The organism is Paenibacillus sp. J22FR83, assembly GCF_059691955.1.
This window is the reverse complement of record NZ_JCAUAM010000001.1, coordinates 414,467-434,096: the sequence shown is the minus strand read 5'-3', so window position 1 is coordinate 434,096 and position 19,630 is coordinate 414,467. Positions and strand designations below refer to the sequence as shown.

General features: G+C 46.6%; 12 protein-coding genes. 11 read left to right on the top strand and 1 reads right to left on the bottom strand.

Going from position 1 to position 19,630, the window contains the following annotated elements; genetic code table 11:
- Window positions 1-109: 109 nt before the first annotated feature.
- On the top strand, window positions 110-1,654 hold the full coding sequence (locus tag AC58PV_RS01390; protein ID WP_497430504.1) for an ADP-ribosylglycohydrolase family protein: 1,545 nt from the start codon (window positions 110-112) through the stop codon (window positions 1,652-1,654).
- A gap of 2 nt (window positions 1,655-1,656) precedes the next feature.
- On the opposite strand, the gene AC58PV_RS01385 is transcribed toward AC58PV_RS01390, so the two are convergent.
- Window positions 1,657-2,562: an AraC family transcriptional regulator gene (locus AC58PV_RS01385; protein WP_497430503.1), complete on the bottom strand. Its 906-nt coding sequence runs from the start codon at window positions 2,560-2,562 to the stop codon at window positions 1,657-1,659.
- A 191-nt stretch (window positions 2,563-2,753) separates the two neighbouring features.
- Here AC58PV_RS01385 and AC58PV_RS01380 point away from each other — a divergent pair, with 191 nt between their 5' ends.
- The 10 genes from AC58PV_RS01380 (at window position 2,754) to AC58PV_RS01335 (ending at window position 19,567) form a co-directional block, all read left to right on the top strand.
- A complete protein-coding gene (locus tag AC58PV_RS01380; RefSeq protein WP_497430502.1) occupies window positions 2,754-3,587 on the top strand; it encodes a class I fructose-bisphosphate aldolase in 834 nt (277 codons plus the stop codon).
- A gap of 25 nt (window positions 3,588-3,612) precedes the next feature.
- The gene (locus AC58PV_RS01375; RefSeq protein WP_497430501.1) at window positions 3,613-4,770 is read left to right on the top strand and encodes a Gfo/Idh/MocA family protein; all 1,158 of its coding nucleotides are present in this window, start codon (window positions 3,613-3,615) and stop codon (window positions 4,768-4,770) included.
- Between the two features lie 2 nt (window positions 4,771-4,772).
- Window positions 4,773-5,999: a carbohydrate kinase family protein gene (locus AC58PV_RS01370; RefSeq protein WP_497430500.1), complete on the top strand. Its 1,227-nt coding sequence runs from the start codon at window positions 4,773-4,775 to the stop codon at window positions 5,997-5,999.
- Window positions 5,996-6,544 carry a D-lyxose/D-mannose family sugar isomerase gene (locus tag AC58PV_RS01365; RefSeq protein ID WP_497430499.1) on the top strand — a complete coding sequence of 183 codons (549 nt, stop codon included), beginning with the start codon at window positions 5,996-5,998 and terminating at the stop codon, window positions 6,542-6,544. The genes AC58PV_RS01370 and AC58PV_RS01365 overlap by 4 nt, the downstream gene beginning before the upstream one ends.
- 10 nt (window positions 6,545-6,554) lie before the next feature.
- On the top strand, window positions 6,555-7,580 hold the full coding sequence (locus AC58PV_RS01360) for a DUF4432 family protein (protein ID WP_497430498.1): 1,026 nt from the start codon (window positions 6,555-6,557) through the stop codon (window positions 7,578-7,580).
- A 44-nt stretch (window positions 7,581-7,624) separates the two neighbouring features.
- Window positions 7,625-8,386 carry a DeoR/GlpR family DNA-binding transcription regulator gene (locus AC58PV_RS01355; protein ID WP_497430497.1) on the top strand — a complete coding sequence of 254 codons (762 nt, stop codon included), beginning with the start codon at window positions 7,625-7,627 and terminating at the stop codon, window positions 8,384-8,386.
- 261 nt (window positions 8,387-8,647) lie between these two features.
- Complete coding sequence (locus AC58PV_RS01350; RefSeq protein ID WP_497430496.1) at window positions 8,648-9,547, top strand: ABC transporter permease; 900 nt, start codon at window positions 8,648-8,650, stop codon at window positions 9,545-9,547.
- A gap of 12 nt (window positions 9,548-9,559) precedes the next feature.
- On the top strand, window positions 9,560-10,468 hold the full coding sequence (locus AC58PV_RS01345; RefSeq protein WP_497430495.1) for a carbohydrate ABC transporter permease: 909 nt from the start codon (window positions 9,560-9,562) through the stop codon (window positions 10,466-10,468).
- Between the two features lie 86 nt (window positions 10,469-10,554).
- Entirely contained in the window at window positions 10,555-12,111 is a 1,557-nt protein-coding gene (locus AC58PV_RS01340) for a DUF3502 domain-containing protein (RefSeq protein WP_497430494.1), read from the top strand.
- A gap of 130 nt (window positions 12,112-12,241) precedes the next feature.
- The gene (locus tag AC58PV_RS01335) at window positions 12,242-19,567 is read left to right on the top strand and encodes an Ig-like domain-containing protein (RefSeq protein WP_497430493.1); all 7,326 of its coding nucleotides are present in this window, start codon (window positions 12,242-12,244) and stop codon (window positions 19,565-19,567) included.
- Window positions 19,568-19,630 lie beyond the last annotated feature (63 nt).

Sequence of the window (19,630 nt, the reverse complement as noted above, 5' to 3'; positions counted from 1 at the left end):
AAAAGACAGATTTTTAACAAATAGAACTATCCTTCCTTCATGTTAACCGTATGACTTTGCTTGCTATACTTCATGTAGCAAGTATGACGATATAGGAGGAATTATCACGATGAATCAAAGAAAACTAAGTTTACAGGAATACAGATCCAAATTAATGGGCTGTTGGATTGGCAAAAATGTAGGTGGCACTTTAGGAGCGCCTTTCGAGTGCAAACGTGGCGTATTCGAAGTTGATTTTTATACACAAGATTTGAATGGAGAACCGCTTCCGAACGATGACCTCGATTTACAATTGGTGTGGCTGAATGTGGCAGAGAAGTATGGCCGTAATGTCACAGCAACAATTCTAGGTGAGTATTGGCTCTCTTATATTGTTCCTAATTGGGGCGAATACGGAGCTGGGAAAAATAATTTGCGACAGGGACTCGTTCCTCCACTTTCTGGTTATGTAAATAATGTATTCGGGGATAGTAACGGGGCATTTATTCGATCCGAAATTTGGGCTTGTCTCGCTCCTGGAAATCCAGATGTAGCCGTTAAATACGCGTATGAGGATGCTATTGTCGATCATTGCAGCGAAGGCGTATATGCCGAAATATTCTTTGCAGCTATTGAAAGCGCAGCCTTTGTAGAGAGTGATCGAGATACCTTAATAGATATAGGCCTATCTTATATCCCTGCCGACTCAGGTGTAGCCAAAGGAGTTGCGTCAGCGAGAGATGCCTATGCAAGGGGATTGTCATGGAAGGAAGCCCGAATTCAAGTGCTCAACGATGTACCGGGAAGTTTTGGCATTATCTCTATGCGACCGGAAGATTTACCAACGGATGTACCCATCGGTCGAATGGGCTATGATGCGCCAAGTAATGTAGGCATTACTATTATTGGATGGTTGTACGGCGAAGGCGATTTTGGCAACAGTATTTGTATTGCGAATAATTGTGGCGAAGATACGGACTGTACAGCTGCTACGATAGGTTCAATCTTAGGAATAATCGGCGGAGCTGAACGTATTCCGAGCAAATGGACGGATCCTATTGGAGATTCGATCAAGACATTGTGTTTAAATCTAGGTGATCAGGGACTGCGCATTCCCAAAACAGTAACAGAATTGACGGAGCGGATTATTCGATTAACGCCAAGTTTTCTCGGTAGTCAAATCGTTGATGTCGTAACGCCTACAGATGGGTATACCATTGAGGTGAAAGAGAAGGAGCAACTGTTTAGTCAACCTAAGCAAATCAATGCTTGGACGAAGCGGAGTTTTGCCGATAAACTGAACGAAAGTCCGTTTCAAGTTGCCTACGATTTTGTTATTTTCTCTGCATTAGTTGATTACAAAGAGGCGCCATTCATTCAAGAAGGCACCCCAAAAACGATCAAAATTATTATAGATAATCAGTTGTTTATGCAGCAATGGTTGCAATTCAAATGGCATCTGCCATCAGGGTGGACGATAACTCCCGGAGCGAAAGTAGCTGCTTCCCTTGAACAATATCATTGCCATGTTGGTAGAACCGAACTTGAGTTTGCATTCACGCCAAGTGGATTGGAAGAAGCGAGATATGATCTCATTGTAGAAATCACTTCGCAAGGACGCCCAACGAAAGGCCTGATCCCTCTTGTGTTTATAAATGGCACTTCCTCTCTTTAGAATCATTCATTTGTTTGCCTATTTAATACGGAATCTCGAAATTGCTGGGGGCTAATGCCTTCCAGCTTTTTGAATATCCGGGAGAAGTAGAAGGGATCTTGGAATCCAACCTCTTCCGCAATCGTTCGAATGATGCTGGTGGTGCTCGAGAGCAGATGCTTTGCTTTCTGTACTTGTAATTGATGGATGTAAGAACCAATCGTAATGCCCGCGTGTCGTTTGAAAAGTTGACTTAGGTAGTCATAACTATGATGGAGCGTTTGCTCCAATTCCTTACTGGAGGGATTGGTCGTATAGGATTCATCCAGCTCATTCACCAGTCGTCTGTATAGCAGAAAAGTAGAAGAAACTTCCTGTTTAATATGTCTCTGATCTAGCAAATCCTGTGCCAGCAGTTCCAAGACTTGTCCAAGCCATAGGGAAGCGCGATAACGAAAATACCCCTTCGGCGAGCTGAATTGTTGTTGGATCTTCTCGAAAATACCCAAAATCTCATAGCGATTGAAGGGCTTGCTGCGACGAGGCAATAGTAGAAAGTCAGTTAGATTTTCTGTCGAGGAAGTTCTCAAATCTTGATGCGCCGCAGATGTGAAAGGCACTCCCTCTTCCAACTCTTCCTTATGCAGGATCAGCCCAGGTTCAGCAGCAAACTGAACCCAATAGAATCCGCTTTGTTTAGCAATGGGTTGCCAGCCCCCATGCTTCTCCCACGGCATCAGCAGGAACGTTTCCCCGCTTTGAAGTTCTAAAGCTTCCTCACCTACTTGCAAATAGATGGGCCCCTCGGTCACCATAATAAGTTCAAAAAAGGGGTTGGATTTGTGCAGTCCAAAGTGTTCATTCCCCTGTAATTCGGAGATCCATTTCACATCTAGCCGGGTTAAACGTGATAGCAGCAAATATTCCATATAGGCACCTTCAAGTTCTATAGAATAGCATGACGTAATCCAGTCACTTTATATCATACCTTAGTTTTCCATCGTGGCAAGATCACGAAAGGAAATTCATATAGACGAATGTTACAAAATAACGTAAAATAATGTTATAAATTAACTTATTGATGTTATTTTAAAACATCACAAAAAAGGGGATGGCGCACATGTCCGTACAACCAAGATTAAACCGAATGTTTAGCGAGCAAGGGAAATGCTTTGATGTTGCGATTGATCATGGCTTTTTTAATGAAATTCAATTTCTAACGGGTATCGAAAATATGAAGGAAGCTATCGAAACCATTGTAGACGCGGCTCCCAACTGTATTCAACTGAGCCTAGGTCAAGCCAAACATCTGCAATCCATACCCGGCAGTCATAAACCGGGGCTTGTCCTTCGTACAGATGTTGCCAATATTTATGGGGTGGTGCTGCCGAAGTTTCTGTTCAGTGAAGTGATTGATAACGCCATTGAGCAAGCCGTTCGCATGGATGCTGTAGCAGTTTGTGTGAATCTCTTGCTACTACCGCATCAGCCGGAACTTCATTATCAGTGCGCACGCAATGTATCACTGCTCAAAACAGCATGCGAAAGATTCGGCATGCCGCTCATGGTCGAGCCTTTAGTTATGCTAGCTAACGAAGTGAAGGGCGGCTATGCCGTCGATGGCGATATCAACAAAATTTTGCCGCTCGTAAGGCAAGCTGTAGAGCTTGGCGCAGATGTGATAAAGGCGGATCCTTGTGACGATGTGGCAGAATACCATCGTGTCATAGAGATCGCATCCGGCATTCCTGTTCTTGTTCGGGGTGGAGGAAGAGCCAGTGATGAGGAAATTATGAGTCGCACGGTGGAGCTGATGAAGCAAGGCGCGTCTGGTATTGTCTATGGCCGCAATGTCATTCAGCATCCCAATCCAGCTGGTATGACCAAAGCCCTTATGTCCATCGTTCATCATGGGGCAACGGAAGAGCAGGCACTTGCGCTATTAAGCAAATAAGTGACCAAAAGGAGGACATCTCGCGATGCATAAGAAAATAATTCGTTTTGGCGTTATCGGCTGTGGACTCATGGGCAAGGAATTTGCCAGCAGCGCAGCAAGATGGTGTCATCTTACCCATATTGACAGTGAACCCAGAATTGTAGCGGTTTGCGATGCTAATCCTGCAGCGACGGGGTGGTTCCAAGACAACATAACTAGCGTGGAAGCAACCTACACGGATTATAAAGAAATGCTTGCTAACCCTACAATCGACGCCATCTACTGTGCGGTTCCCCACAATCTTCATGCTGGAATCTACATCGATATTATTGAATCGGGTAAACATTTGCTTGGCGAAAAGCCATTCGGTATTGATCAGACAGCCAATAAGCTGATTATGGAAGCCATTGAACGAAATCCGGATGTCATCGTCCGATGCTCATCGGAATTCCCCTTTTTCCCAGGCGTTCAGCAAATGGTGGAATGGGTGGGAGAGAATAAATTCGGCAAGATTATTGAAGTTGAAGCTGGATTCTGGCATTCAAGCGACTTGGATCCTACGAAAACCATCAATTGGAAGAGGCGTATTGCGACGAATGGCGAATATGGTTGTATGGGCGATCTAGGGATGCATGTGCTTCATTTGCCAATGCGTTTCGGCTGGAAACCGAATTCGGTACGAGCGCTGCTTTCCAAGATTATACCGGAACGTCCCAATGACAAAGGGGAGATGGTTCCTTGCGAAACGTGGGACAATGCCATATTGGCTTGTGAGGTTGAAACGGGTGATCAGCAGTTTCCGATGGTCTTGTCGACCAAGCGTATCGCTCCCGGACATGCAAACACGTGGTTTATTCGTATTATGGGCACGGAATTCTCTGCTGAATTTACAACGAAGAATCCAAAGCAAGTTCGTTCATTACCGTACAAATCAGGTGGTGTACAATCCTGGCACATCACAGATACACCTTATAAATCGGCCTATGAAACCCTTACAGGAGGCATCTTTGAATTCGGTTTCTCAGATTCCATCTTGCAAATGTGGGCTGCTTTCTGTGACGAGTTAACACATCGTAGTGAGATGGCGCAGCCTTTCTATTGCGCTACGCCAGAAGAAGCGGCCGCGAGTCACCATGTGTTTACTGCCGCTCTAGAATCCAACAGAACAGGCCAAACCATATCGCTACATTGGGAGGAATAAATGTGAGCGGACCAGCGGATATCATCGTGGCCGGGCATATTTGCTTGGATATGATACCGACCATGCATGAGTCACAATCAGATATAACGGCCCTGCTTCTGCCAGGCAAACTTGTTACCGTTGGCCCTGCCGTTATGTCGACAGGCGGCGCGGTTTCAAATACGGGCATTGCGCTTCACCGTCTGGGCAGCCAAGTGAAATTAATGGGCAAGATTGGCGCGGATCCCTTCGGCGAGACCATTCTTACCCTGCTTAGACAGCAGGATCCTTCGCTCGTCGAAGGGATGATTGTATCGCCGAAGGAAACGAGTTCGTATTCCATCGTGATCTCCCCGCCGAATAGGGACCGTACATTCCTCCACGCGACAGGAGCCAATGATACATTTTCGGCCTCTGATTTGAAAGAGGAACAGCTGCAAGGAGCAAGACTCTTTCATTTTGGTTATCCACCCCTGATGAAGAAAATGTATGAACAGGAAGGGGCGGAACTTCTTCGTTTATTGAAGAAAGTGAAAGAGAGTGGCGTAACCGTGTCGCTTGATTTGGCTAAACCGGATCCATCATCCCCTGCTGGCAGGGCAGATTGGCGTGCTATACTGACACAGGCAATGCCATTTGTTGATGTATGTTTACCTAGCTTCGAGGAACTGGTGTATATGCTCGATCGGGAACGGTTCGATGTGATGGAACAAGAAGCGCCAGAGGGGGATCTGCTATCTTATGCAGACGGTGAATTATTAGCTCGTCTCTCCTCCGAACTCATTGGCATGGGCGCGGCGATTGTGGTCATTAAGCTCGGAGAGCATGGGATCTATGTACGAACAACATCGGATGAGAGGCGATTAGCCCGGATGGGACGAAGTGCCCCTAACCAGAATCAAGTGGAAGATTGGTTAAACTGCGAGTTGCTTTCCTCCTGTTATGAGGTTGATGTTGTAGGTACGACTGGTGCAGGCGATTGCACAATAGCTGGTTTCCTTTATGGAATAACCCAAGGTTTAACGCTGAGTGAGACGCTGCATTGCGCCGTTGGCGTTGGTGCATGCAATGTTGAATATGCCGATGCGACGAGTGGAATAACGGAATGGGCAGCCATAAGAGAACGAATGAACAACGGATGGAAGAAACAAGCGATGAAATTGAACCTGCCCCATTGGTACGCGAATGGGGATCAGATATGGATTGGCCCCCATCATAAGTCCCCGAAAGCGAGTGTGGTTAGTGAATGAAGCGAAGCGAGATCAAGGGAGCTCAGCAGCGGGCTGAGCATATGTTAAACGCAGCCAACATTCAATTAACGCAAGATGAGATTGCGCGTATCGAAGTGGCAGACTTTGGACTGGGACAGCTTGACACGCAAGGATTAGAGCTCATAACCTACATAAATACCGACCGCTATTGTGCGAAGGAATTGGTTCTTTTTCCTAGACAAACATGTCCAGAACACCTGCATCCGCCAATCGCTGATGACCCTGGCAAACAGGAAACATTCCGCTGCCGCGGGGGACACGTATATCTCTATGTGGAGGGTGAACCGACGCCTGAGATTGCTGCTAAACTTCCTCCAGGCAGTGAGGAGTACTATACCGTCAGGCATGAAATCATTTTATATCCTGGCGAGCAATACACGATTGAACCTGGCATCAAGCATTGGTTCCAGGCTGGCGAACAGGGCGCTATCATTTCTGAATTTTCAAGTACGAGCCGGGATGAGTTCGATATTTTCACAGATGTCCATATCCAACGGATGCCTGTTATTCATGAGGATGAATAGGTGAATTCCCATGAACTTATATGGAAGAGAATGGTCACGGAGAGAGTTGGAAGCGCGTGTAGGCAAGATGGAACAAATAGCTGGCATCAAACGGTTCATTAGCGTAGAAGGTAAAGAAGCTGGCGTTGAACATATTCAGGTGCGCACAGGTGCCGGCTTGAGTTACAACGTAACCCCTTCCAAGGGCTTAGACATTTCATTGGCTGAGTATCATGGCGTGCCGATTAGCTGGCAATCGCCCAATGGGAATGTCCATCCTGCGTACTATGCGGCGGAAGGTAATCATTGGCTTCGGACTGCTTCCGGTGGACTTCTCATGACATGTGGTCTTATGCAAGTAGGGGCTAGTTGTGATGACGAGGGCGAGCATCTAGGACTTCATGGACGCTATCACCATACACCAGCAGAAGAAGTATGTGCACGAAGCAGTTGGCAGGAAGACGAGATGGATCTACGTATTACGGGTCTAATTAACGAAACGTCGATATTCGGTGGATGGCTGCAATTATCTAGGGAAATAAGCAGCCGGGTTGGTGAGAATGCGATTCTCATTAAGGATACCGTTCGGAATATGGGGTTTGCCCCATGTCCGCACATGATGTTATATCATTTCAACTTTGGGTTTCCGTTACTTATGGAAGGGACGCTTATTCGATTTCATAGCAACAAGGTGAGCCCGCGTGAGCCTCATACTACTCCGGCAGGGATAGAGCAAATGTGGCAATCTCCTGAAGCTGCGTTCCAGGAACAGGTTTATTATCATGAGACATCGCATCATCCTTCCGTGCAAATTATGAATCCGAGCTTCCCGCTGAACGGTGGAACGACGAAGGTTCAAGTGTCCCTCGCATGGTCATCGCAAACGCTTCCAAATCTTATCCAGTGGAATATGCCAGGCGCAGGTACGCATGTGCTCGGCATTGAGCCTGCTAATTGTCATGTAGGAGGACGGCAAGAAGAACGTAAGCAAGGGAATTTGGTTTATCTAGCACCGGGTGAAACAGTCGATTATGAAATTAGGTTGAACCTCAGTTAAATGACTGGGATAATGAGGCTAAGATACATTGACGGAGGTTCACCATGAGTACGAATCAGATAAACGGGCGGCAACAACAAATCCTTGATCGTATGGCGCTTGATGGAGAGATTAGAATTGCTGAATTGAAAGAAATGTTCGATGTCACGGAAATGACGATACGTCGTGATATCGAGAAGCTTGAGACCATGGGGCTGCTCCGACGTACGTTCGGAGGCGCTATTCTCGTAGGCAAGGATATTGCTCTGCAGGATCGTACAGGCGTCATGATGGAAGAGAAAATGAGAATGGGTCTCCGCGCGGCGCAGCTTATTGAAGCGGGGGAGTCCATTTTCCTCGATGGCGGCTCAACGACGCTTCAAGTTGCGAGATATTTAACGCCTGCGATGCCAATCACTGTCGTTACCAATGCGCTGAACATCGCTGTTGAGCTGCAAGGCAAGCAGATTACGACCATTGTCGTCGGAGGCATGCTGTTGGATAAAACATCGACGATGGTCGGACCGGTGGCATCCGTTGCCCTTGCCAAGATGGCATTTGACCGCGTTTTTATAGGAACAACAGGGTTCACGACGAAACACGGATTCAGCAATTCCAATATGCATGAAGCTGAAATCAAAAGACTTGTCATCGAACAAGCGTCTGAGGTAAACGTGATGATGGATCATACGAAGTATGGTGTGCGTGATTTATTTTCATTTGCTGATGCAGGCGCTGTTCATCGTATCATTTCAGACAGGCAACCCCAAGGTGAACTTCTGACGACTGTGGAGGAAGCTTCTGTCAAAATGCTCGTTTGTTCATAGTGAAATCATTGTAATTCGATAAGCGTTCAAGTGACTGCCCTGTAGTCATTTGAGCGTTTTTTGTGTTCTGTACATTCAATCTCCCTGCTAATGCGTAATTATCGGAGATATAGGCAGGAATCGAAGCCTATTCATACGCGAGAAAGTCATTTTTCGAAGAGAAAGACACTTTTCAAAATATACATTTGGACCTCAACTATCTACAGTAAAGGTATCACTAACGCAATCATCACAGGCACTCTAGCAAGAAGGGGCAGATACATGAGAACTTTTAAAAAGAACTTCAGTTTAACCTTATTGGCTTTTCCGGGCATTGCGCTACTGTTTATTTTTGATTACGTGCCACTCTACGGATTATTGCTTCCTTTCAAGGATTACAAATACGATCTGGGGATTTGGAACAGCCCGTGGGTAGGCTTGGACAATTTCCAGTTTCTATTTAAGGGCGATGTCTTGCAACGCGTGCTAAGGAACACACTGCTCTACAATTTGGCATTCATTACGTTAGGCACCATGATTTCGGTCACATTTGCACTGATGCTTCGGGAGGTCTCTAAGCGGTTTGTGAAGGTGTATCAGACCGTATTGTTCATTCCCTATTTCATCTCATGGGTCGTCGCTGGGTTTGCTTTCCGGGCGCTCTTGGATATGGATTACGGTGTTTTTAACAAGGGATTGGAGATGCTCGGTATTGCCCCTGTCATGTGGTACAACGAACCGAAGTATTGGCCATTTATCCTCATTATTGGAGCGGTATGGAAGGGACTTGGGTACGGGGCGGTTATCTATTATGCAGCACTGATGGGTGTGGATGCAGAGTATTATGAAGCGGCCAAAATCGACGGGGCAGGCAAGCTGCGGCAGGCGATTTCGATCTCCATTCCCATGATTAAACCGATCATCATCATGATGGTTATCCTACAAATTGGTAAAATTTTCTATAGCGACTTTGGATTATTTTATAACGTAACCCTGAATTCTTCCTCTCTGTATACAACAACAGATGTCATCGATACCTTCGTGTATCGGTCGCTAGTTGATATGGGTGATATTGGTATGGCAGGAGCTGCAGGCTTCTTCCAATCAACGGTCGGTTTCATGTTGGTCCTGTTGACGAATTTTATCGTGAAGAAAATTAATCGTGAAAATTCATTATTTTAAGGAGAATGTCCTATGATGACACCACGGATTGCTAACACTCGTTCACCATTTATGCTCAGTACATGGATTATTCATGGCATTTTTATGCTTGTCTGTATCGCTTGCCTGTATCCCTTTCTAGTTATAATAGGCACCTCCTTTCAGAACGAAAGCGATATTCTGAAGTATGGATATTCTATCTTGCCAAAGAAGATCGATTTAACTGCGTATCGTGTGATTCTCCATGATCCTGCTGTCTTGCTCCATGCGTATATGGTGACCATTTATACCACGCTTATAGGGACTGTGGCAGGGCTGTGGATTACCACAAGCTTCGCCTACACGATCTCAAGGAAAGATTATGCTTATCGGAAGGGACTCTCGTTCTATGTATTTTTTACCATGCTGTTCCAAGGTGGGCTAGTTCCATCTTACATATTGATGGTGAGTTGGCTGGATTTGAAGAATAACCTCTTGGCACTGATTCTTCCATTCCTCATCACAGGTTGGCATGTGTTGTTAATGAGAGGCTTCTTACAAACACTACCAGATGCATTATTTGAATCGGCCAAAATCGATGGCGCAAGCGAACTTACCATTTTCACACGTATCGTCATTCCCCTTAGTAAACCGGCGTTGGCGACACTTGGCTTATTCCTGGTCTTGCAGTATTGGAATGACTGGTGGCTGACCCTGTTGTATATCGACCACGAGAATAAGATGAAGCTGCAATATTTGCTCATCCGGGTACTGCGCAACATGGAGTTCCTTAATAGCGCCGAAGCGATGCAATATGGTCTGGTTAAGCCAGGACAACAAGTACCGAGTTTAGCAGCGCGGATGGCGATGTGTATTCTTGCAGCAGGCCCGATGCTGGTCATCTTTCCATTCTTTCAGCGTTATTTCGTTCAGGGGTTGACGGTTGGATCTGTCAAAGGGTAGCGAATAATAGTAAGTCCAGCGCATGGATCTTTCGTCCTGTGTCTGTTATATATAAATGAACATCATATTCTTAGGGAGGTATGTTTGTGAGCAGGGGAAATAAAAAGACAAAGCAAGTGGTAGGCAGCGTAGTGTCGATGGGGTTAATGGTTTCCGTGGTACTTAGCGGGTGCAGCACAGATAAGAAAGATGAGCCAACTGCCACGGGCAGCAGCTCAGCAGTTCCCAAGACGACCGCAGCAGTCGAGCCAACCAAAGAGTTAGTGAACCTGAGTTGGTACATGCGTAAACCGATTGATACGATGAAGGATCAAGAGGCAATTGAAGCAGAAGCGAATAAAACGATTAAAAGCGCTGTAAACGCGAATGTGCACTTTAACTTTATTGACGCAGCAAGCTGGGAAGACAAAATGAAGCTGATGTCAGCCTCCGGCGAACCATACGACCTTGTATTTACTTCGAACTGGACGAATGCGATCGATTCCAATGTGCAAAAAGGTGCATTCCTGCCATTGGACGATCTTCTGAACAAATATGGGCAGGATATTCTCGCGAAAGTGAATAAACGTGCTTGGAAGTCCGTTACGTATAATGGCAAGATTATGGCGATTCCAGGTCAGGGACCTTTTACCACGCCGAATGGCATTGTGTTCAAAAAAGATTTGGCGACGAAGTACAATCTGGATTATAAGAAAATAAAGAATTTGCAGGATCTCGAGCCCTATTTAGAAACGATTAAGAAGAATGAGCCTACGATAACGCCATTGCTGGTCACGAAAACAGTTTCTGCTCCAGGGGACTTTATCGCAGACCATACCAATGTAACCAAAGGGATCCGATATGATGAAAAGGCGAACCAATTCGTATTGGAAACAGACATTCCCCAATTCGTCAATAACTATCGCACTATGCACGATTATTATGTGAAAGGGTATGTAGCCAAAGATGCGGCAATCAAAACGGATTTCACTGCTGAAGCCAAGTCTGGGAAATATGCGGTCATGCGTGATTCCGGCGGATATACGGAGGATGGTTCGAAGTCGACAGCGTTGTTTGGGTTCCCGACCGTGGAATCGCTTGCATTTTATCCCATCATAGCAACAAGTAATATGGTAGGGGCGGCAACCGCCATCTCCAAAACATCCAAAAATCCAGAAAGAGCAATGGAACTGCTTAATTTGGTCTGGAAAGATAAGAAGCTGTCCAACACGCTAGCTTATGGGCTAGAAGGAAAGAACTACACGGTTAAATCCGGCGCTGGCACAGATGCCATGTCTGTAGATGCGAAGAGCGGAGCAGAACAAACCTGGGCCATCTGGCATAACTGGCTGGGGCCGCTATGGGATCAATGGGATTCAGGCTGGAACTCGAAGGCATCCCTAGAGCAAATGCAAAAAAATAATAATGAAGCCAAAACATCGTCCATCCTCGGATTCCTTTTTAATGGGGAAGTCGTGAAATCCGAAATTGCTCAAGTTAATGCCGTATATACGGAACTGCAACCCATTTTATATTCAGGCGCGATGCCTGATTATGATAAGTTCTTGGGCGATATGAAGCAGCGTTTGAAAGATGCTGGCTTAGAAAAAATTAAATCTGAAGCACAGAAGCAGCTCGACGCTTGGAGGACGCAAAACAAGTAATCGAACAATTGGAACCGGGCTATGTCTTTACTCGGTTCCAATTTCATATGGGAACAATAGATATAGGGGGACTTCATGATATGAGATTGGAAACGCATTCATTATGATGGATAAGGGAGCGTGATCATTAATGAACAAGAGAAGATGGGCCGCTGGGGCGATCATCTATGCTTGCATGCTAATGGTACTTGTATTCATGCTACAATCCCCTACCGCGAAAGCGGAGGATGTTCCGGTAGGGGCAGGCTATCTGGTTGACGAGAGTTTTTCCTTTCCCAATAACAACACGATGGATGTCTTGCCATCTAGTTGGGATGTTCGTAAGGCGGGGGGCAGTCTTTCCTCTTCCTATCTGAACTGGTTCAAAATGAGTGATACGAATACAACGTTGCCGGTCTCTATACGCAGGGAATTCATCGAACAAAATGAAGGTGTAATAACACTAGAGTATCGCTTTAAACTATCCGCCATGATGGACGGCGTTAAATGGCTCCTCAGTAGTAACGATACAGAGGCTGTCAGCATCGTGACGGGAAATGGCGAGCTTCGTCTGGAAACCTCTGGCGGTACGAGTCAGACCTTGCAATCCTATACGGCGAATACAGAGTATGGTGTTAAAGTCATTGCAAATATTAGTACCAATTCGACGGATGTTTATATTAACGGTGCTCATAAAGCCTCCAATGCAAGCTTTAAAAATGCTGTCACCCGTCTCGATCACGTGCAGATTCAGACAGGTGGGGCTTCGAAAGGCGATATGTTTCTGGCTCCTGTTAAAATTCACAAGGGATACGCGGTCAATGAAAGATTCATTTCCCTGATGCCGGGATTTCTGCCTGAAGACTGGCAGATTGCTGGAGCTGGCGGAATAGCAGCGGTCGAGGAAATGAAGAGTGCAGTGCGTCCAGATGTATTTAGTCTGAAACTGAATGCGGCTGGAGCCACTGGAGAGATGAGCCTTAAGAAAAATGTGCCTTCCACCTCAGCGAATACCGTATTTGCCTACAAGATACTCATTCCGCAAGGGCAGGACGGCTATTCCGCAGAAGTCTTGAGTGGCAGTACGATGGTGATGAAGCTGTTAACCGCGAACGGCAAGCTCTCCTACATCAATGATGTAGGCCAGCCGGTCCCCTTTTATGATTACAAGGCTAATCTGTGGTATGAAGTACAAGTGAAGTTGGATATGGCGAATGCTACGGCGGACCTATACATCAATGGAAAACGGCAAGCACAAGGGGTGCCATTGGCAGCTGCCTCGGCAAGTTTGGACGGTATCGCATTTAAGGTATCGGCAACAACGCAAGGTGTGATCTGGCTGGACGATATTCTCGTATATGAAAATTTGACGCTTCCAGCGAATTATGTACCTGCTCCAACGCCTGCAATCTCGACAGATCAGGCAATCGGCATTCAGAGCTGTCCTATCTGGCGGGAAGGCAACCATCTCGGGTGGGATACCATTACGCCTTACTCGGATCGTGAACCCTATCTGGGATACTATGACGAGGGGAACCCAGAGACGGCTGATTGGGAGAATAAATGGTTGGCTGAGCATGGAATTGATTACCAAATCTCATGTTGGTTTAGACCTTCTTATGGGGAAGGCGTTCCAGTCAAAGAACCTTATCTGCATAACTCGCTTCATGATGGGTATTTCAATGCCCAATATAGCAATCAGACGAAGTTCGCTATCATGTGGGAGAATGCAGCATCCAAAGTGAAGGATAGTCAAGATTTCCGTACGAACATCGTGCCATACTGGATCGAGTATTATTTCAAAGATCCGCGTTATATGGTGATGGATAATAAACCGATCATCTCCATTTATAGCCTAAGTGGACTCAAAAGGGATTTCGGCGGCACCTTGGAAGGCGTCAAGGCAGAGATGGATTATTTGCGCAATGAAGTCAAGGCGCTTGGGTTTGATGACATCATTCTCTTGACGACCACTTCCGCATCGGATGTAACATCCATGAGTGATCGCAAACTGGCTGGATTCGATGCCGTCTATGCCTATTCTTGGGGCAGTGTAGGCGGGCATGCAGACGTTCAGAAATCCTACATGACGGCACAACGCGATACAGGCATCATCGATGCGCTGCCCATGCTCAGCATGGGAAGAGATGATGTGGCTTGGGGAGGTAATGCCGGTTACTACACCACGCCTTCGGATTTCCAATCAGTTGTACAGTGGACCAAGGATACCTTACAACCATCGTTGCCAGCCGGTAACTTAGGCAAGAAAATGGTCATGTTGGATAATTGGAACGAGTTAGGGGAAGGACATTTCATTATGCCTGCGGGCTTAGCGGGGTTTGGCTACTTGGATGCGATTAGCCATGTATTCACAAGCGGTACAGCGCATTCGGATGTACAGCCAACGCAAGCACAGAAGGATAGAATTAACATCCTGCATCCGCCGGGGAGAGCATTGCCATTAAAGAACCCAGTGCCTCCAGCGGTTACAGACCAATACGGGTTGTTCTGGGGATTCAATACCAACGGCGATCCTGAAGGTTGGCGTGTGGAGAAACAGGTCATCAACGCTGGGGTGAGCGATGGCGCTTACTCAGGAACAGCGAACAATATCGATCCTGGCCTCATGTCTGCTGACAACTTGAATATTCAAGCTGCATCGCATCCTTATCTGAAAATCAGAATGAAGAGTACGAAGAATTCCTCAGGTCAGGTGTTCTTTATTACTAATGAGGATACGGCCTGGAACGAGGTCAAGTCCATTAGCTTTTATGTAGAACGCAACGAAACTGGCTATACCGACTATGTCGTGGATATGTGGAAGATTGCCAAATGGGAAGGGATTATTCGGCAAATCCGGTTCGATCCGATGACAGTTCCCGGAGATTTCAGTATTGATGCGATTGGCGTTGTGTACTCACCAGATGGGGGCATTAACGTGAAAATCGACGGCAAGAAAGCCCAGTTCTATGAAAAACCAGTAGTGACGAATCAAACGGTCATGGTTCCAGCGGGAGAGATGCTCAAGCTAATCGGCGCCAGCACAGAATGGGAGGCATCGACACAAACGTTAATTGGCGTGAAAGACAATCGGGTATACCGACTCAAGGTTGGTGATCAGACAGCGTATAAAGATAGCCAAGGTATCTTACTGGAGCGTGCTCCTGAATTGAAGCCATCAGGCGAGTTGTTAATCCCAGCTACTTTCTTCAATCAAGCCTTCGGGTATGTTGTGAATTGGGATTCGAATGTTCAGAGTGTCGACATGTATACCACAGCTAAGGTTTGGGATTTTACCACCTTGGAAGGTTGGACGACGAACAATCAAGTGACAGGAGGTCAGACAGCAGGCGGAATCTATCAAGCAACCTCAACGGGTAGTAGCCCTGAGCTCATATCGCCAGACAACATCAATTTCGCTGCTTCAGCCATTAAGCGGATTAAGATCAAGCTCAGGAACGACACAAGCGGGAATGAAGCCCAAGTGTACTTCAGGACGACGGCATCTTCCGAATGGAACCCACTAAATAAACTAACGACATTCGTGCTGCCGAATGATCCGAACATCAGGGAATATGTGTGGGACCCTAGTAATCATCCGGCTTGGACGGGTACGATCAAACAAATCAAAGTCATTCCGACGAATGCCCAGGGAGACTTTGGCATTGATGCCATCACGCTGGATACGGCGGCAAGCGTAGCTGTGAAGGGAGATAACCTAATCGCTAACCCGGGTATGGAAGCGGCTGTTCTTCCGATCGGATGGGAGACGATCAGGGAGATGAACACGGAGCAGTATCATAGCGGACACCAATCCCTGCAAGTTACGAAGACCAATCAACACGGCAGTATTCAGTTTCCCGTGAATGTCGAGATAGGGAAGGAATACGAGTATTCCACGTGGGTGAAGCTACAAACCAATTTGACACCTGGCAAAGTGCTAAGGCTTGCTCTCTCCTATAAATTAGATGGCGTAGTGAAACAGCAAATTCTTAACTCCAGTCCTATTCTGAGCAGTACGGATTGGAAACAGGTGAGGGGCACTACTACCATTAACGAGACAGGAAACGTTACGAATGTCACGATGTTTGTTTTTACAGACCAACCAGCTGAGAATGACGTCTTTTATTTGGATGATGTAGAAGTAAGACCTGTCACCTATAAGGAAACACCTGCATGGATGTATGTGACGGATATGACCCTGAATACAAGTTCTACGACTGTTATGGAAGGTAAAACCAAAACGTTGCTGCCTGTCATTCAGCCTGTTGATGCGTTTAACAAAGAGGTTGTCTGGTATTCGGATCATCCGGAAGTGGCCACCGTTGATGTGAATGGAGCCGTATATGGTCGAAGTTTGGGTGTCGCTCAAATCACGGCAATCACGATGGATAGTGGCAAAATAGCAACCAGTACGGTGACCGTCGTTGAAAGAACGAACGAAATCGTCACGATAACAGTGAAGCCTGACGGCACAGGGGATTATATCTCACCGAAGCTGGCGAATGACAGCATTAAGGATAGCAGCGCCGAGAAACAGTATGTGATTGAGATTTATCCAGGCGTGTATACGGAGAAGAATTGGGTCGTGAAGCCCTATGTGACGCTTCGAGGCACAGATCGGGATTTAGTGTGGCTCAAGGGAGAGAATAGCCCATCAGCTACGAATAGTGAAATTACAGAACAATCGACACTGTGGTTGCAAGGAACGGCTAATTTAGAGAATCTGAAGATTACAGCCAAAAATATGAGATATCCACTTCACAGCGAGGAATCTGGTCGAAATAAAGATGCTATCCATATGATCAAGAATGTCTACATTGAGCATTATGGGAATCTGGAAGCGGTTGACTATCGGAAGAATTGGATAGCTGCACATCCAGGTGTGACACCTCCAGCGGATTTAGACCCCGCTCAAGTCTGGGGAGGAAGCAGCGGGAATGGTTCCCATGCTTGGGGGTATGGTTCAGCGAGTGGTGTAGTAGAAACCTTCTACGATAGTACCTTTGTTTCTAAGGCTACCGGCTGGTATGTGCATAATCGTGAGGATTTTACTACACCTCAAATAAATATCATCAATAACAGCCAAGTTGTTTCAACGGTAACGTCAAACCCCATTGTTATACAATCCTTGGGAAGCGGAACAGAGGATGAAGTAATCTTCAATAACAGTGAATTCTCAGGCACCTATCTGCTTCAAAATGACTCGCCATGGATCACCCAGAAGCCGGAGAACCAATATGCGAATCATGCGGACTATAACGTTACGTTCAATCACAGTACACCGATCGGTTATGTAGATGGGCACAGAGGAAGAGCGCTTGCACTGTTTAGTTCATCGGCGGGAAGCAGCTCCAATGTGAAGGTGAGTGGAAGTGCTGTGTCAGATATTCTGGGAGCGTATACTACTCGTGATGGCGGCGGAGGCCTGAAAGGTTACTTATACGGCTACTGGGATATCTCGGGGATTAAAGTTGGTGTGAGCTCCAATATCCAAGTGAATAATACGCTGGGTAGAAGGCTTGGGGACGGTACAGTCAACCCGAAAACGTTGCAAGTACTTTTTGAAAATGGCACGACTAAAACCATCCTGTTTAATGAGAATTATACGGAACAAACCAACGCTTATATCATCAATGTTATAAATAGCGTGTTGGGCACTTCAGGCTACGCGGTAGAGTATAACGTCACCGGGAACGAATATTATCCGCAAGTGCCGGATAAACAAATGACGCTTCAGAACCATACGCAGGTGGGCATTCCGCGGTTTACCGCTGTATCTTTTGACACGGATAAAACGACATTGCGCCTCATGACACCTGGTGATTCTGCGGAGAGCTTCATCGGCATTGCACTAGAGCCCATTGCACCGGGACAGTCAGGAAGAGTATTGACGGAAGGCATCATGAGAAAGGATCAATTATATGGATTTGCGGGAAGCATCAATGTAGGAACCAAAATCTCGATTGGAAGTCAGGCGGGCAGCTTGCTAGGAAACGCGAATAAACCTGCCTTACTAACGGGCGTTTTGACGGACTGGGCTTCTTTTAAAGGAAATACGAGTTGGACTGAAGTCACTGAAGTAAACCTGAACAAGGCTTCGCTGAGCTTAACCTTGGGTCAGTCAGAAGCGCTCGTTGTGACGGTGCTGCCGTCGGATGCGAGCAATGCGGTAACGTGGAGCTCGAATCAACCAAATGTCGCGACGGTAGATGCGACGGGAACTGTGCATGCAATTAGTTCCGGTACAGCTACGATTACAGTGACAGCTTCTAAGGGCGGGAAATCGGCAACGGCTGTCGTGACGGTGCTTGCTCCGAATCTAGGCAGCAACTTAATTAATGATGCAGGTATGGAGGGGGCAACGCCGCTTTATACCGGTTGGGAAATTGCGAGAGAAATGAGTACGCTTCAAGCGCATAGCGGAAGCCAGTCGTTAAAGATCACGAAGACGAACGCTTTTGGCAGCGTCAACTTTCCTGCCAATATCCTGAAAGGAAATGCGTATTATTACTCGGCTTGGGCCAAATTGGCGCCTGAATCCACATCTGGGGTGGTACTGCGGTTAGGATTGGCTTACAAGGTAGATGGCGTAACGAAGCAGAAGATTATTCTAACAAGCCAACCTTTAAGTGCCTCGTCGTGGACACATGTAGAAGGCATGTATACGCTTCAAGAGACCGGCAATATCACGAATATGGCCATGTACATGTTCACGGATTTACCTTCTGGATTGGATACCTATTATCTAGACGATGTGGAAGTTCGACCGGTTGTCACGGATCCGACGCCACCGGTAACGACATCGCCGTTAGTGGTGCAGCTTCAAGACAGTACTGGCAATCCGCTGAGCGGAGGCATCGTGACATACTATGATGGGGGATGGAAGGATTTTGGCGTGACGGGGACAGACGGCAAAGTAAGTAAAAACCTCCCAGCCAACAGCTATACGTTTAGCATGACCTATGGAGGAACGTATAAAGAACAAGTACAGCATACAGGAACGAATGGCTTGGTTGCCTTTCAGACGGTTAAGGTGAAGGCACAGCTGAAGGATAGTCAAGGCCATCTGATCGACAGTGGCCATGTAAGTTACTATGCGGGCAGCTGGCGGACGTTGGGCAGTACCGTTGGCGGCGAAGCCAGCAAGGAGTTGTTGCCTGGTTCCTACACCTTTAGCATGACCTATGAAGGGACGTATAAGGAGCAAGTACAGAACGTAGGCATTGATCCCGTAGTTGCCTTCCAAACGATCAAAGTGAAGGTTCAGTTGAAAGACAGCCAGGGGAATCCCATCGATGGCGGCAGCGTGAGCTACTATGCGGGAAGCTGGTTGAACGTAGGAACTACAACAGGCGGCGAGATTAGCAAGGAACTATTGCCTGGTACGTATACGTTCGGAATGACCTATGGCGGTATTTATAAAGAAGTGGTTGCGGTAATTACAACCAATCCAACAATCATATTTGAGATGTAACCTTGCGAGGACGACGAAACGAAGGTCCACGGATCTTCGTTTCGTTTATCTTTACACAGGGAT